The 13,784-nt window shown below is 70.1% G+C and carries 15 protein-coding genes; 9 read left to right on the top strand and 6 right to left on the bottom strand.

The genetic code is table 11. The features are described 5' to 3' along the window. Nucleotides 1-176 precede the first annotated feature (176 nt). Nucleotides 177-2,768: an ABC transporter ATP-binding protein/permease gene (locus IF00_RS0128005; protein WP_030322749.1), complete on the top strand. Its 2,592-nt coding sequence runs from the start codon at nt 177-179 to the stop codon at nt 2,766-2,768. Nucleotides 2,769-2,857: 89 nt separating this feature from the next. Here the strand turns inward: IF00_RS0128005 and IF00_RS0128010 are convergent, their stop codons facing one another. Further along, nucleotides 2,858-3,640, bottom strand: a complete 783-nt coding sequence (locus IF00_RS0128010; RefSeq protein ID WP_030322750.1) for a transglycosylase SLT domain-containing protein — start codon at nt 3,638-3,640, stop codon at nt 2,858-2,860. A gap of 428 nt (nt 3,641-4,068) precedes the next feature. Between IF00_RS0128010 and IF00_RS0128015 the strand changes: the two genes are divergently transcribed. The 3 genes from IF00_RS0128015 (at nt 4,069) to IF00_RS0128025 (ending at nt 6,247) form a co-directional block, all read left to right on the top strand. Continuing rightward, nucleotides 4,069-5,214, top strand: coding sequence for a GAF domain-containing sensor histidine kinase (locus IF00_RS0128015; RefSeq protein WP_030322751.1), 1,146 nt, complete (start codon nt 4,069-4,071; stop codon nt 5,212-5,214). Beyond that, nucleotides 5,207-5,851 carry a response regulator gene (locus IF00_RS0128020; RefSeq protein ID WP_030322752.1) on the top strand — a complete coding sequence of 215 codons (645 nt, stop codon included), beginning with the start codon at nt 5,207-5,209 and terminating at the stop codon, nt 5,849-5,851. Before IF00_RS0128015 ends, IF00_RS0128020 begins: the two co-directional genes overlap by 8 nt. A gap of 153 nt (nt 5,852-6,004) precedes the next feature. Next, nucleotides 6,005-6,247 carry a chaplin gene (locus tag IF00_RS0128025; RefSeq protein WP_030322753.1) on the top strand — a complete coding sequence of 81 codons (243 nt, stop codon included), beginning with the start codon at nt 6,005-6,007 and terminating at the stop codon, nt 6,245-6,247. A gap of 163 nt (nt 6,248-6,410) precedes the next feature. Here the strand turns inward: IF00_RS0128025 and IF00_RS0128030 are convergent, their stop codons facing one another. Continuing rightward, nucleotides 6,411-7,202 (bottom strand): hypothetical protein, encoded by a 792-nt coding sequence (locus IF00_RS0128030; RefSeq protein ID WP_030322755.1) that lies wholly within the window; start codon nt 7,200-7,202, stop codon nt 6,411-6,413. A gap of 157 nt (nt 7,203-7,359) precedes the next feature. Between IF00_RS0128030 and IF00_RS0128035 the strand changes: the two genes are divergently transcribed. From IF00_RS0128035 to IF00_RS0128050, 4 genes are all read left to right on the top strand, one after another. After that, entirely contained in the window at nt 7,360-8,157 is a 798-nt protein-coding gene (locus tag IF00_RS0128035) for an ABC transporter ATP-binding protein (protein ID WP_030322756.1), read from the top strand. A gap of 75 nt (nt 8,158-8,232) precedes the next feature. Then, nucleotides 8,233-8,664, top strand: a complete 432-nt coding sequence (locus IF00_RS0128040; RefSeq protein WP_030322758.1) for an NfeD family protein — start codon at nt 8,233-8,235, stop codon at nt 8,662-8,664. A 93-nt stretch (nt 8,665-8,757) separates the two neighbouring features. Continuing rightward, nucleotides 8,758-9,696, top strand: a complete 939-nt coding sequence (locus IF00_RS0128045; protein ID WP_030322760.1) for an SPFH domain-containing protein — start codon at nt 8,758-8,760, stop codon at nt 9,694-9,696. A 92-nt stretch (nt 9,697-9,788) separates the two neighbouring features. Next, nucleotides 9,789-10,562, top strand: coding sequence for a sulfite exporter TauE/SafE family protein (locus tag IF00_RS0128050; RefSeq protein WP_030322762.1), 774 nt, complete (start codon nt 9,789-9,791; stop codon nt 10,560-10,562). Between the two features lie 72 nt (nt 10,563-10,634). Here the strand turns inward: IF00_RS0128050 and IF00_RS0128055 are convergent, their stop codons facing one another. The 3 genes from IF00_RS0128055 to IF00_RS0128065 all read right to left on the bottom strand — a co-directional run bounded on the left by IF00_RS0128055 (nt 10,635) and on the right by IF00_RS0128065 (nt 12,681). Further along, a complete protein-coding gene (locus IF00_RS0128055; protein WP_030322763.1) occupies nt 10,635-11,141 on the bottom strand; it encodes an HNH endonuclease in 507 nt (168 codons plus the stop codon). Between the two features lie 167 nt (nt 11,142-11,308). Continuing rightward, entirely contained in the window at nt 11,309-11,845 is a 537-nt protein-coding gene (locus tag IF00_RS0128060) for a YbhB/YbcL family Raf kinase inhibitor-like protein (RefSeq protein WP_030322765.1), read from the bottom strand. A 53-nt stretch (nt 11,846-11,898) separates the two neighbouring features. After that, nucleotides 11,899-12,681, bottom strand: a complete 783-nt coding sequence (locus IF00_RS0128065) for a sporulation protein (protein ID WP_030322766.1) — start codon at nt 12,679-12,681, stop codon at nt 11,899-11,901. A gap of 88 nt (nt 12,682-12,769) precedes the next feature. On the opposite strand from IF00_RS0128065, the gene IF00_RS0128070 reads away from it, so the two are divergent. Beyond that, nucleotides 12,770-13,432, top strand: coding sequence for a DNA-3-methyladenine glycosylase (locus IF00_RS0128070; RefSeq protein ID WP_030322768.1), 663 nt, complete (start codon nt 12,770-12,772; stop codon nt 13,430-13,432). A gap of 148 nt (nt 13,433-13,580) precedes the next feature. On the opposite strand, the gene IF00_RS46495 is transcribed toward IF00_RS0128070, so the two are convergent. Further along, nucleotides 13,581-13,784, bottom strand: a 204-nt coding sequence (locus IF00_RS46495; protein ID WP_209439800.1) for a hypothetical protein, incomplete at its 5' end; no start/stop codon positions are given.

The raw sequence follows: 13,784 nt of genomic DNA on the forward strand, positions 1-13,784 counted from the left end.
CCCGCCCAGCGGACACCCGAGTGGGCGCGCCCTTGATCCCGGGAGCGTCCTCGGACAGCCTGCGCCGGGTCTTCACGCGGCCCGACTTTCGGAGAGGGGACCGGGCCTGAAATAGTTCCCCAGGATGATTCGCATCCCTGGACTCCCCGCGACGGGGGTACATCGGGGGACAAGTAGTGGGGCATGGAGTGCCAGAACTCGTACTGGAATTGAACGGAAGGACCTGGACGCTCGATCCGTCCAGGTCGTACACCCTGGGCCGCGACCCGCAGGGTGACCTGGTCATCGACGACGCCAGGGTCTCGTGGCGCCACGCCACCATCAGCTGGGGCGGCCGGAGTTGGGTCATCGAGGACCACGGCTCGACCAACGGCACGTTCCTGCAGGGGCAGCGGATCCACCAGGTGGAGATCGGCCCCGGCTCTGCCGTCCACCTCGGCAACGCCACCGACGGACCGCGGCTGAATCTGGCCGCCGCCGGCGCCCCGGCCCATCAGCAGGCCGCGCAGGCCCGGCAGCAGCCGGCCGCAGCACAGACACCGGCCCATCAGGCCCCCGCCCACCAGGCCGCGGAGCAGGCCGCCCAGGCCGAGTGGATCACGCACCAGGCCCCGCCGCAGCAGGGGCAGCAGCAGGTCCCGCAGCAGAACTGGCAGCAGCAGGGCCCGCCGCCCGTGCACCCGCAGGCCGCTCGGCAGCAGGTCCCGCACCAGCAGGGACACGGCGGGCCCGGCGCCGGGGCGTCGGCGGCCTACGCCGACCGCAGCCCCACCACGTTCCACCAGCTGGCCCTCGGCCACGTCATGCGCATCGGCCGTGCCCTCGAGAACGAACTGGTCGTCTCCGACCTCCAGGTCTCGCGGCACCACGCCGAGTTCCACGCGACGCCCGACGGACGCTTCGAGATCCGCGACCTCGGCTCGCACAACGGCACGTACGTCAACGGTCAGCCGATCACCAAGGGCGGCTCCGCCCTCCTCGGCCCCCAGGACATCGTCGGCGTCGGTCACTCGACGTTCCGGCTCGTCGGCGGCCAGCTCGAGGAGTTCGTCGACACCGGTTCCGTCTCCTTCTCGGCCCGCCACCTCACGGTCACGGTCGACGGCGGCAAGCAGATCCTCAAGGACGTCTCCTTCGGCGTCCCGGAGAAGTCGCTGATCGGTGTCATCGGCCCGTCCGGCTCCGGAAAGTCCACGCTGCTCAAGGCGCTGACCGGCTACCGCCCGGCCAACGAGGGCGACGTCCTCTACGACAACCGAAGCCTCTACAAGCAGTTCGCCGAGCTGCGCCAGCGCATCGGTCTGGTCCCGCAGGACGACATCCTGCACAAGGAGCTGACCGTCCAGAAGGCTCTGCGCTACGCCGCCAAGCTCCGCTTCCCCGGCGACACCGCCGAGTCCGAGCGCGAGGCCCGCATCGGCGAGGTGCTGCGCGAGCTCAAGCTCGACATCCACAAGGAGAAGAAGGTCACCTCCCTCTCCGGTGGTCAGCGCAAGCGCGTGTCGGTCGCCCTGGAGCTCCTCACCAAGCCGTCGCTGATCTTCCTGGACGAGCCGACCTCCGGCCTCGACCCGGGCATGGACCGCGACGTCATGCAGCTGCTCCGCGGCCTCGCCGACGACGGCCGCACGGTCCTCGTCGTCACCCACTCGGTGGCCGAGCTGGGCCTCTGCGACAAGCTGCTCGTCATGGCCCCCGGCGGCTCGGTGGCGTACTTCGGCCCGCCGGACGAGGCGCTGAACTTCTTCGGCTACTCCACCTGGGCCGATGTCTTCTCCGCCTTCGAGAACTACCGCGACTACGACTGGGCGGGCCGCTGGAAGGGCTCGCAGCACTACCAGCTGTACGCCGCGGACATCGACGCCGTCGCCGCGCAGCCCGTCCAGATGCCGCAGCAGGCGATGTCGAGGCCGCCGAAGCCGCAGGGCTGGGGCTCCCAGCTGTGGACCCTGATCCGGCGCTACGTCTCCGTGATCGCCTCCGACGTGGGCTTCATGGCTCTGATGGTGATCCTGCCGGCCGTCCTCGGCGCGGTGTCCGTGGTCATCCCCGCCGACTTCGGCCTCGGCAGGCCCACGCCCCCGTCCCGGTTCAACGGCGACGCCGGCACGATCATGCTGATCCTGGCGGTCGGCATGTGCTTCAGCGGCGCGGCCAACTCGGTCCGTGAGCTGATCAAGGAGCGGGTCATCTACGAGCGGGAGCGTGCCGTCGGCCTGTCCCGCTCCGCGTACCTGATGTCCAAGGTCATCGTCCTCGGCGTGATCACGGCCCTCCAGGGCGTGATCATCTGCGCCATCGGCTTCTCGACGCGCGCGCTGCCCGCGGAGGGCCTGCTGATGCCCCCGGCCGTCGAGCTGTGCATCCAGGTCATCGGGCTCGGCCTCACCTCGATGATGGTCGGCCTGGTCATCTCCGCGCTGGTGAAGACCGCCGAGAAGACCATGCCGCTGCTCGTCATGTTCGCGATCATCCAGGTCGTGTTCACCGGCATCCTCTTCCAGGTGTACGACTCGCCCGGCCTGGAGCAGTTCGCCTGGCTCATGCCGTCCCGCTGGGGGATCGCCGGCGCCGGCGCCACCCTGGACCTGGCACACCTGATGCCGCCGTGGGACCAGAAGAACCCCGCGAACACCGACCCGCTGTGGGAGCACACGGTCGCCCAGTGGAGCCTCGACCTCGGCATCCAGCTGTTCATGGCCGCCGTCTGCTGCGTCGCCGTGGCGCGTCTGCTGCGCCGCCACGAGCCCGAGGTCATGCGCAAGTGATCGACTGAACGACCGGTACGCCGAAGGGCGGCACCCCCAGTGCGGGGGGTGCCGCCCTTCGGCGTACGACAGCGGGTGACCGAGTGCGATCAGTACGCGCTGTTGACGTTGTCGATGGAGCCGTAGCGGTCGGCCGCGTAGTTGGCGGCGGCGACGAGGTTGGCGACCGGGTCGTACTGGTCGAACTTGGTGCCCGGGATGTGGTACGCCTTGAAGGTCGGGTAGATGACCTGCAGCAGGCCCTTCGACGGGACGCCGTTGATGGCGTTGATGTCCCAGTTGTTGATGGCCCGCGGGTTGCCGCTGGACTCACGCATGATGTTCTTGTGCAGGCCGTTGTACGTGCCCGGAATGTTGTGCTTGTCCATGATGAACAGGGCCTCGCGGATCCAGCCGTCGAGGTTGTTCGCGAAGACCGGGGTGCGGGCGACGGAACGGCTCGCGGCCGCCTTCGCCGCGGCACGCTTCTTCGCGTCGGCCTTCGCCTTCGCCGCGGCCTTCGCCTTGGCGTCCGCCTTCGCCTTCGCCGCTGCCTTGGCCTGCGCGTCCGCCTTCGCCTTCGCGGCGGCGGCGGCCTTCGCCGTGGCGTCGGCCTTGGCCTTCGCCGCGGCCTCCTGCTTGGCCTTGAGGCCGACGGTGGCGTGCTGCTCGGTCACGCTGGCGGCCAGGGCCTTCGCCTGCGGGCTGTTCGCGTTGTACGACCAGGCCACCTGCTGCGTACCGGAGAGAGCCTGGGGCTCGGTCTCGGTGGAGCCGTTGCCGGGGACGAGGGAGAGGGTGAGCGCCGCGGCGCCCAGGGCGGCGACGCCGGCGATCGTGGCCTTGTGGGTCTTCTTCAGACCACGGGTGTGGCCAGGGGTGTTCGCAGACATAACGGACTACCTCTTCGAATCGCTGGGGGTCGCTCCACCGGGGCGGTGTCTCGCCAGCTCGGCGGCGACGGGGGCAATTCTTAGCGGCCGCAAAATGCCCTGGCAAAGGTGTGACGTACGATCCCGGGTAGTGGATCAGGGGCTCGTGCACCCGCCACAGAAGCGCCCTTATGTCGGGCTCACCCCACCCTGACCCGCCCTCCGAGGGTCCACTAGGGGACTTCGTAAGTGACCTGGGTCCTATGCGCGGGCTCACATCGGGCACGTAACGAACTCACCAGCCGTTGCCCGAGCAATGCGCACGGTAAGTCCCCTCCTCCTGAAGGGGGACAGCGGCATCCGGGCACTACGACCTAGGTCCCGGGTCCCCCTCCTGCGCGGTCTGCGGACGGATACGGACCGTCACGGCCCGCCGGTACGGTGAACACATGAGCCACCGACCGAGCTCCGGCCTGGCCGCCGTGAGCACCGCCCTCCTGGCCATGAGCCGCCATCTGGAGGTCCGCGACGTCCTCAAGACGATCGTCGCCTCCGCCCGCGAGCTGCTCGACGCCGAATACGCGGCCCTGGGCGTCCCCGACGACCACGGGGGCTTCGCCCAGTTCGTGGTCGACGGCGTCAGCGACGAACAGTGGAAGGCGATCGGTCCGCTGCCCCGGCAGCACGGCATCCTCGCCGCGATGCTCCACAAGGCCGAGCCCGAGCGGCTCGCCGACGTCCGCGAGGACCCCCGCTTCGAGGGCTGGCCCGCCGCCCACCCCGAGATGTCCGACTTCCTCGGCCTCCCCGTCAGGGACGGCGACGAGATCCTCGGCGCCCTCTTCCTCGCCAACAAGCGCTGCCCCAAGGAGAACGGCGGCTGCGGCTTCACCGCCGAGGACGAGGAACTCCTGTCGATCCTGGCCCAGCACGCGGCCATCGCCCTCACCAACGCCCGTCTGTACGAGCGCAGCCGCGAGCTCACCATCGCCGAGGAGCGCTCCCGCCTCGCCCACGAGCTGCACGACGCCGTCAGCCAGAAGCTCTTCTCGCTCCGGCTCACCGCCCAGGCCGCCGCCGCGCTCGTCGACCGCGACCCCGCCCGCGCCAAGGGAGAGCTCCAGCAGGTGGCCGTGCTCGCCGCCGAGGCCGCCGACGAGCTGCGCGCCGCCGTCGTCGAGCTCCGCCCCGCGGCCCTCGACGAGGACGGCCTCGTCCACACCCTCCGTACCCACATCCAGGTCCTGGACCGCGCCCACACCGCCCGGGTCACCTTCGAGAGCCCCGGGACGCGCGCGCTGCCCGCCGCACAGGAGGAAGCGGTGCTCCGGGTCGCCCAGGAGGCCCTGCACAACGCTCTGCGGCACTCGGACGCGGGACTCGTCACCGTCTCCCTCACCCGCGCGGGCCAGGGCGCGCGGCTCACCGTCACCGACGACGGCAGGGGCTTCGACCCGCGTACGGTCCGCAGCGCGGGCCGCCACCTCGGCCTGGTCTCCATGCGGGACCGGGCGGGCGGCGTCGGCGGATCACTCACCGTGACCTCGGCCCCGGGCGAGGGCACCACGATCGAGATGGAGGTTCCCGGTGGCTGACAAGCAGATCCGTGTCCTGCTGGTCGACGACCACCAGGTCGTCCGCAGAGGCCTGCGCACCTTTCTGGAGGTGCAGGACGACATAGAGGTGGTGGGGGAGGCCTCCGACGGCGACGAGGGCGTCGCCAGGGCCGAGGAGCTCCGCCCCGACGTGGTCCTCATGGACGTGAAGATGCCGGGGACGGACGGCATCGAGGCGCTGAAGCGGCTCCGCGAGCTCGACAACCCCGCGAAGGTCCTCGTCGTCACCAGCTTCACCGAACAGCGGACGGTGGTCCCCGCGCTCCGCGCCGGTGCCTCCGGATACGTCTACAAGGACATCGACCCCGACGCGCTGGCCGGCGCGATCCGCTCCGTCCACGCTGGGCACATCCTGCTCCAGCCCGAGGTCGCGGGCGCGCTCCTCAGCCAGGACGACTCCCCAGGGGGTACGGGACGCGGCTCGACCCTCACGGAGCGGGAGCGCGAGGTCCTCGGCCTGATCGCGGACGGCCGGTCCAACCGCGAGATCGCCCGCGCGCTCGTCCTCTCCGAGAAGACGGTCAAGACGCACGTCTCGAACATCCTCATGAAGCTCGACCTCGCGGACCGCACCCAGGCGGCGCTCTGGGCGGTCCGCCACGGCCTCACCAACTGACGCGCCCCCCGCGCGCGCCGGGCGCACGACCGTTCTGTCCTTCATACCGTCGTGTGTATGTCCCCCGTTCGGCGCAACCTGGCGGGGGGCGCCGCGTTCTCCATGGCGTGCTGCGGCTGACCGGCCGCAGCGATGACCAGGAGGATGTACCAAGTGAAGAACCTCAAGAAGGCCGCCGCCCTCACCATGGTCGCCGGTGGCATCGTCGCCGCCGGTGCCGGTGTCGCCTCCGCCCACGGCGCCGAGGCCACGGGCCAGGCCCTCAACTCGCCGGGCGTCGCCTCCGGCAACCTGGTGCAGGTCCCGGTCCACGTCCCCGTGAACGTCTCCGGCAACACGGTCAACGTGATCGGCCTGCTCAACCCGGCCTTCGGCAACCACGCCCTCAACGGCTGACGCCCGCACAGACCGACCGGCCCCCGGGACGATCCCCCCGAGGGCCGGTTCCGGGTTCCCCTCCTTCTCTGCGCTCCTCGCGCCGCTCGGCGCGGGGGATGCCTCGCGGGCTTCGGTCCGCCGGGGCGGACTCCGTCCGCCGGCCGGGGTGGCGGGCCCGGGGTCAGAAGCCCTGGTCCCGTTCCCGCTCTTCCACGTAGGCGTTGTAGGCGGCGACCTGTGCCCGTCGGGCCACCCGCTCCACCGGCCGCAGCGCGTCCCCCCGCGCCGCCATCTCCGAGGCGCTCACCGCACCCCCGTGCCCGTGGTCGTACGCCAGGTCCACCAGCAGGCCCACCCGCTGCGCCAGCTCCAGGACCCGCACCGCCCGCGGCGGGTAGCCCGGGGCGAGGACCTCACGGCCCACCTCGGCCCGCGCCCGGTACGCCTCGCGCGCCGCGTCCGCCGCCGGGCCCGAGGCCGCCACGTCCAGCCGGGTCAGCACCGCCGTCGCGTCCCGCAGGGCCTCCGCCAGTTCCCGCTCGGCCTCGCCGAGCGACGGCACGTCCGCCGGCGGTGCCTCCCGCACCGCGAGGCAGCGCCAGACCACCTCCACATGGACGTCACCCACCGGCCCCGCCTCCGAGACCTCCGGCACGAGGCCGTACGGTGCGCCGTGGCCCACCACCGCCTCCTCCGCCTCCAACGCGCGCGCGTTGAAGTCCGGCGGCCCGCTCAGCCCCAGCGGATGCCCCGGCGCCGGCAGCGCCACCCGCCACCCGGTCACCCCGAGCCGCCGCAGCCGGCCGAGCGCCAGCGTGAGCCCCACCGGCCGCGCCTCACCCGGCAGCCCCTCCACGCGGTGCACCGCGTCCTCCCCGACAATGGCCAGCGCCGCCTCGTCCGGCGACACCGCCCCGGCCAGCAGGGCATTGCCCCAAGCGGCCAGGCGTCCTGAGCGTGGTTCCGAAAGCATCCCCCAAGACTAGGGGGAGTCCTGGGCGCACCGGGGGACGCAAAGGAAGCCCTAGGGACCGGCCCGCTCCCTCGATAACGTAGGTTTTCCCCTGGACGCCGCGCCCACCGGCGCAAGGCGACGACACGACTCGACCGCAAGGGGAGACAACGCGCTCATGAGCGATGTACTGGAGCTGGTGGACGTATCCGTGGTCCGCGACGGACGGGCTCTGGTGGACGAGGTCTCCTGGTCGGTCAAGGAGGGCGAGCGCTGGGTGATCCTCGGACCCAACGGCGCCGGCAAGACCACCCTTCTGAACATCGCCTCCAGCTACCTCTTCCCCACCAAGGGCACCGCCCACATCCTGGGCGAGCAGCTCGGCGGCGTCGGCACCGACGTGTTCGAGCTCCGTCCCCGCATCGGCATGGCCGGCATCGCCATGGCGGAGAAGCTCCCCAAGCGCCAGACCGTTCTGGAAACCGTCCTCACCGCGGCGTACGGCATGACCGCCACCTGGCACGAGGACTACGACCCGGTCGACGAGCAGCGCGCCAAGGCCTTCCTCGACCGCCTCGGCATGAACGAGTACCTGGACCGGAAGTTCGGCACCCTCTCCGAGGGCGAGCGCAAGCGCACCCTGATCGCCCGCGCGATGATGACCGACCCCGAGCTCCTTCTCCTCGACGAGCCCGCCGCCGGCCTCGACCTCGGCGGCCGCGAGGACCTCGTCCGCCGTCTCGGACGCCTCGCCCGCGACCCGTACGCCCCCTCCATGATCATGGTCACCCACCACGTCGAGGAGATCGCGCCCGGCTTCACCCACGTCCTGATGATCCGTCAGGGCAAGGTGCTCGCGGCCGGTCCCGTGGAGATGGAACTGACCTCCCGCAACCTCTCGCACTGCTTCGGCCTGCCGCTCGTCGTCGAGCGCGTCGGCGACCGCTGGACCGCCCACGGTCTGCCCCTGAAGTAGCGGACGAAGCGCCGGCGTTCCGCACAGCCGCCCGCGCCCTGTCCCGGAGGACCCCACCCGCCCTACCATGACCACGTGGACATCGACGCATGGGTCTGGTGGCTGATCGGCGCGGTGGGGCTCGGCATTCCGCTGGTCCTGACCGCGATGCCCGAATTCGGCATGTTCTCCGTCGGAGCGGTGGCGGGGGCGGTGACCGCGGCCCTCGGCTTCGGGATCGTTCCCCAGGTGCTCGTCTTCGTCGTCGTCTCGGTCGCGCTGATCGCGGTGGTACGCCCGATCGCCGCCCGCCATCGCGACGGCAGGCCCCAACACGCCTCCGGCATCGACGCCCTGAGGGGGCGTCAGGCGGTGGTCCTGGAACGGGTCGACGCCGGCGGCGGAGGCCGCATCAAACTCGCGGGCGAGATCTGGTCCGCCCGGACGCTCGACTCCGATCAGACCTTCGAACCGGGTGAGCAGGTCGACGTCGTGGACATCGACGGAGCCACCGCCGTCGTCATGTGACCGAACGTCGCCCATGACATTCCGTCATCTGCGAGACTCGATCATCGAAAGCCACCCGGCAGTCAACCGGCAGCGAAGGGCACGGGGAACACGATGTCAGCAGTCATCATCGTCCTGATCATTCTGGTGGTGCTCGTCTTCATCGCCCTGATCAAGACGATCCAGGTCATTCCGCAGGCGAGCGCGGCGATCGTGGAGCGCTTCGGCCGCTACACCCGCACGCTCAACGCCGGGCTGAACATCGTCGTCCCGTTCATCGACTCGATCCGCAACCGGATCGACCTCCGCGAACAGGTCGTCCCGTTCCCGCCGCAGCCGGTGATCACCCAGGACAACCTCGTCGTCAACATCGACACGGTCATCTACTACCAGGTGACCGACGCGAGGGCCGCGACCTACGAGGTCGCCAGTTACATCCAGGCGATCGAGCAGCTCACCGTCACCACCCTGCGCAACATCATCGGCGGCATGGACCTGGAGCGGACCCTGACCTCCCGCGAGGAGATCAACGCCGCGCTCCGCGGCGTCCTCGACGAGGCCACCGGCAAGTGGGGCATCCGCGTCAACCGCGTCGAGCTCAAGGCGATCGAGCCGCCGACCTCCATCCAGGACTCGATGGAGAAGCAGATGCGCGCCGAGCGCGACAAGCGCGCCGCGATCCTCACCGCCGAAGGCACCCGCCAGTCCGCCATCCTCACCGCGGAGGGCGAGAAGCAGTCCGCGATCCTGCGCGCCGAGGGCGAGTCCAAGGCCGCCGCACTGCGCGCCGAAGGCGAGGCCCAGGCCGTCCGTACGGTCTTCGAGGCCATCCATGCCGGCGATCCGGACCAGAAGCTGCTCTCGTACCAGTACCTCCAGATGCTCCCGAAGATCGCCGAGGGCGACGCCAACAAGCTCTGGATCGTGCCCAGCGAGATCGGCGACGCCCTCAAGGGACTCTCGGGCGCCTTCGGCAACAAGGACGGCAGCGTCCCCGGCTTCAACACCAAGACCGTCGGGGCCCAGAGGCGAGAAGAACCGCCGGTTGACTGACACGTACACGTAATCTTCGTGCATGATCGGTGCGAGCCCCTCGACCCCGACGACGTCAGGGCGGGGAGGCGACTCACTGACCATGTAAGGAGATGGCGTTGTCCATCTGGGAAGCCCTGGCAGTCTTCGCCGCCGGCATCGGCGCCGGCACCATCAACACCATCGTCGGATCGGGAACGCTCATCACGTTCCCGGTCCTTCTCGCGACCGGACTCCCCCCGATCACCGCGAACGTCTCCAACGCCCTCGGCCTCGTCCCCGGTTCCATCAGCGGGGCCATCGGCTACCGGGCCGAACTCAAGGGCCAGAAGCGCCGCATCATCCGTCTCGGCGCCGCCGCGCTCGTCGGCGGCCTGATCGGCGCGATCCTGCTCCTCGCGCTGCCGTCCGACGCCTTCGACGCGATCGTCCCGGTCCTCATCGGCCTCGCGCTCGTCCTGGTCGTCCTCCAGCCCCGTATCGCCGCCGCCGTCAAGCGCCGCCGTGAACAGACCGGAACCGAGGCCCACCCCGACGGCGGCCCCGTCCTCCTCGTGGGCCTCCTGTTCGCCAGCATGTACGGCGGATACTTCGGCGCAGCCCAGGGCGTGCTCTACCTCTCCCTGATGGGCCTGCTGCTCCACGACACCCTGCAGCGGATCAACGCGGTCAAGAACATCCTCGGCGCCCTCGTCAACGGCGTCGCCGCCGTCTTCTTCCTCTTCGTCGCCGAGTTCGACTGGACGGCCGTCCTGCTCATCGCCGTCGGCTCCACCATCGGCGGCCAGATCGGCGCCAAGGTCGGCCGCAAGCTGCCGCCCACGGTCCTGCGCGGAGTGATCATCGCGGTCGGCGTCATCGCCATCCTCCAGCTGACACTCCGTTAGAACCGTCGGCCGGAAGGACGGAAGGGCCCCCTCCCCACACCGGGGGAGGGGGCCCTTCCCTACGAGACCGGGTTACGCGGCAGCCTTCGCCAGCCACTCCGGGAGCTCCGACCGCTCGCTCGCCCGCATCGCCAGCAGCATCGCGTCCGCGGGCGTCGGCTCGAACGGCTGGAACAGCAGCGGCATCCCCGCCTGCTCCGGCGTCCTGGCCGCCTTGCGGTGGTTGTCCTCGGCGCACGAGGCGACCGTGTTCAGCCAGCTGTCGCCACCGCCCTGCGCGCGCGGCACCACGTGGTCGACGGTCGTCGCCCGCCGCCCGCAGTACGCGCACCGGTGCTGGTCCCGCACCAGCACCCCCCTCCTCGACCACGGTGCCTGTCTTCGGAACGGCACCCGGACGTAGCGGCAGAGCCTGATCACCCGCGGCACCGGAAGATCGACGGCCGCACCTCGCACCCGCAGATCGGGATGGGCGTGCTCGACGACGGCCTTGTCCGTCAGGACCAGCACCACCGCACGGTTGAGAGAGACCGTCGACAGCGGCTCGAAGCTCGCGTTGAGTACCAGCGTGTCCCGCATTGTGCCCACCTCCCGTGTGCAGGCCCGGCCCCGGAGCGGGGCGGTGGGGCCTGGATCAACGATGGCCGGGCCGGCCGGGGTCGGACAACGCAATATTTCCCGCGCAACAAAAGATGCCCGCTTCTGATCTCTCCAAGACCAGAAGCGGGCAAACAACAAACGAACGATCAGACCGCCGCGGGAGCCGCGTACTCACCGATCAACTGGGCACGCCCCAGCGTGTGGAAGCGCAGGTTGAACCCGACCACGGCGGGCGACACGTCGCCGTCCGGACCGAGCCTCTCGCTGTCCACCGCGTACACCGTGAACACATAGCGGTGCTCTTCTCCCGCCGGGGGAGCGGCACCACCGAAGTCCTTCGATCCGTAGTCGTTCCGGACGTGCACGGCCCCGGCCGGCAGCCCCGCGAACGACCCCGACCCGGCTCCGGCGGGCAGCTCGGTCACCGACGCCGGGATGTCGAACAGCACCCAGTGCCAGAACCCGCTGCCCGTCGGGGCGTCCGGGTCGAAGCAGGTGACGGCGAAGCTCTTCGTCTCCGCCGGGAACCCCTCCCAGCGCAGCTGCGGCGAGGTGTTCCCCGCCGCGTACACCTGCGCGTCCTTCAGGACCCCGCCCGGCGCGATGTCGTCGCTCACCACGGTGAACGCCGCCACCGGCGGATGGAAGTCATGCGGGAGCGGCGCCCTCTTGCCCTCGGACACGTCGAAACCTCCGTATCGCCCGTACTGCCTCAGCAGCCTTTACGGGCCCGAGCCTAGAGCCAGTTGCGGCGGCCGCCGACCTCGGCGAGCCACTGGTTCAGGTAAGCCGCCCAGTCGGTGGCGTGGAAGTCGTCCAGACCCACCTTGAACGCACGGAACGAGTCGCTGCCCTCACCGAACAGACCCGGCTTCTTGTCCATCTCCAGGACGACGTCCATCTCACGGTCGTCCGCGACGAAGCTGACCTCGACCTGGTTCAGACCCCGGTACTGCTGCGGCGCGAAGAACTCGATCTCCTGGTAGAAGGGCAGCTTCTGCCGCGTCCCCCGGATGTGCCCGCGCTCCATGTCCGCGCTCTTGAAGCGGAAGCCCAGCTGGAGGAACGCGTCGAGGATCGCCTGCTGCGCCGGCAGCGGGTGCACGTTGACCGGGTCCAGGTCACCGGAGTCCACCGCGCGGGCGATCTCCAGCTCGGTGGTCACACCGATGTTCATCCCGCGCAGCTGCTGCCCCGAGACCGAGGTCACCGGCGTCTCCCACGGGATCTCCAGACCGAACGGCACCACGTGCACCGCGCCGGCCTTCACCTCGAAGGCACCGCCCAGACGGACCTTGACGAACTCGATGTCCTGCTTGTGCTCCTGGTCGCCGCCCTCGACCTCGACGCGCGCCTGCAGGCCGACGGAGAGACCCTCGATCCGCTGGTCGACGCTGCCGCCCTGGATCCGGACCTCACCCTGGACGACACCACCGGGAACCACGTTCTCCTCGGTGAGCACCGTCTCCACGGTGGCCCCACCGGCGCCCAGGCTCGCGAGCAGCTTCTTGAATCCCATGACCTTCACTCCTTCTCAGTCCTGACCCCTACATACGCGCGACGACCGTAGTCGGTTCCCCGCCGGACCCCCACTACGCTCGTGCGCCATGAGCGAGAGCCCCGACCGTACGCCGCTCCCACGGACCTTCTTCGACCGCCCGGTCCTCGACGTCGCCCCCGATCTCCTCGGCCGCACACTCGTCCGCCGTTCACCCGAAGGACTGATGGAACTGCGCCTGACGGAGGTGGAGGCGTACGCCGGCGCGATCGACCCCGGCTCGCACGCCTTCCGGGGCCGGACGGCGCGCAACGCCGTCATGTTCGGCCCGCCCGGACACGCGTACGTCTACTTCACCTACGGCATGTGGCACTGCCTCAACCTGGTCTGCGGCCCCGAGGGCCAGGCGAGCGGGGTACTGCTGCGCGCGGGGGAGATCCTGAAGGGCGCCGACCTGGCCCGCCCCCGCCGGCGCTCGGCCCGTCACGACCGCGAGCTGGCCAAGGGCCCCGCCCGGCTGGCCACGGCCCTCGACATCGCTCTCTCCCTGAACGGCACCGACACCTGCGCCGGCCCGGACGCCCCTCTCTCCCTCCTCACCGGCACCCCGCCCGCCCCCGGCCGGATCCGCAACGGCCCCCGCACGGGAGTCGGCGGCGACGGCGCCCCGCACCCCTGGCGCTTCTGGATCGACGAGGACCCGACGGTGAGTCCGTATCGTCCCCACTCGCCCCGGAGGCGCACACTTGACTCAAGACGTCCGACCGCCTAACGTAGCCCGAGCAGCTGGTTACGGGCCTGCTTGTTCAAGCACCCCGCAGCTGCCACCCACTACTCAAGATGACTCCCCAGCAGGGGCTTATTTCGGCATGCCGAAATTCGAATTCGATCGCTCGATTATGAGCCGCCGAAGAAATCAGCTAATGTAGTGACCACGCCGAAAGGCGAAAGGCAGCCAACAGGCCACCGGATACAAACTCCGAACCGGAAACGGAACGGAAAAGGATCTGGTAAGGTTGGAAACACGAAGGGAAGCCCGGAGGAAAGCCCGAGAGGGTGAGTACAAAGGAAGCGTCCGTTCCTTGAGAACTCAACAGCGTGCCAAAAATCAACGCCAGATTAGT

This window comes from Streptomyces flavochromogenes, from assembly GCF_000717595.1.
Lineage (GTDB): Bacteria > Actinomycetota > Actinomycetes > Streptomycetales > Streptomycetaceae > Streptomyces > Streptomyces flavochromogenes.

What these genes read in the sequence shown, in the direction of transcription:
- IF00_RS0128015 (WP_030322751.1), top strand. Translation starts at nt 4,069, where the DNA reads ATGAGCCACCGACCGAGCTCCGGCCTGGCCGCCGTGAGCACCGCCCTC.
- IF00_RS0128035 (WP_030322756.1), top strand. Translation starts at nt 7,360, where the DNA reads ATGAGCGATGTACTGGAGCTGGTGGACGTATCCGTGGTCCGCGACGGA.
- IF00_RS0128055 (WP_030322763.1), bottom strand. Translation starts at nt 11,141, where the DNA reads ATGCGGGACACGCTGGTACTCAACGCGAGCTTCGAGCCGCTGTCGACG.
- IF00_RS0128010 (WP_030322750.1), bottom strand. Translation starts at nt 3,640, where the DNA reads ATGTCTGCGAACACCCCTGGCCACACCCGTGGTCTGAAGAAGACCCAC.
- IF00_RS0128045 (WP_030322760.1), top strand. Translation starts at nt 8,758, where the DNA reads ATGTCAGCAGTCATCATCGTCCTGATCATTCTGGTGGTGCTCGTCTTC.
- IF00_RS0128030 (WP_030322755.1), bottom strand. Translation starts at nt 7,202, where the DNA reads ATGCTTTCGGAACCACGCTCAGGACGCCTGGCCGCTTGGGGCAATGCC.
- IF00_RS0128050 (WP_030322762.1), top strand. Translation starts at nt 9,789, where the DNA reads ATGGCGTTGTCCATCTGGGAAGCCCTGGCAGTCTTCGCCGCCGGCATC.
- IF00_RS0128070 (WP_030322768.1), top strand. Translation starts at nt 12,770, where the DNA reads ATGAGCGAGAGCCCCGACCGTACGCCGCTCCCACGGACCTTCTTCGAC.
- IF00_RS0128065 (WP_030322766.1), bottom strand. Translation starts at nt 12,681, where the DNA reads ATGGGATTCAAGAAGCTGCTCGCGAGCCTGGGCGCCGGTGGGGCCACC.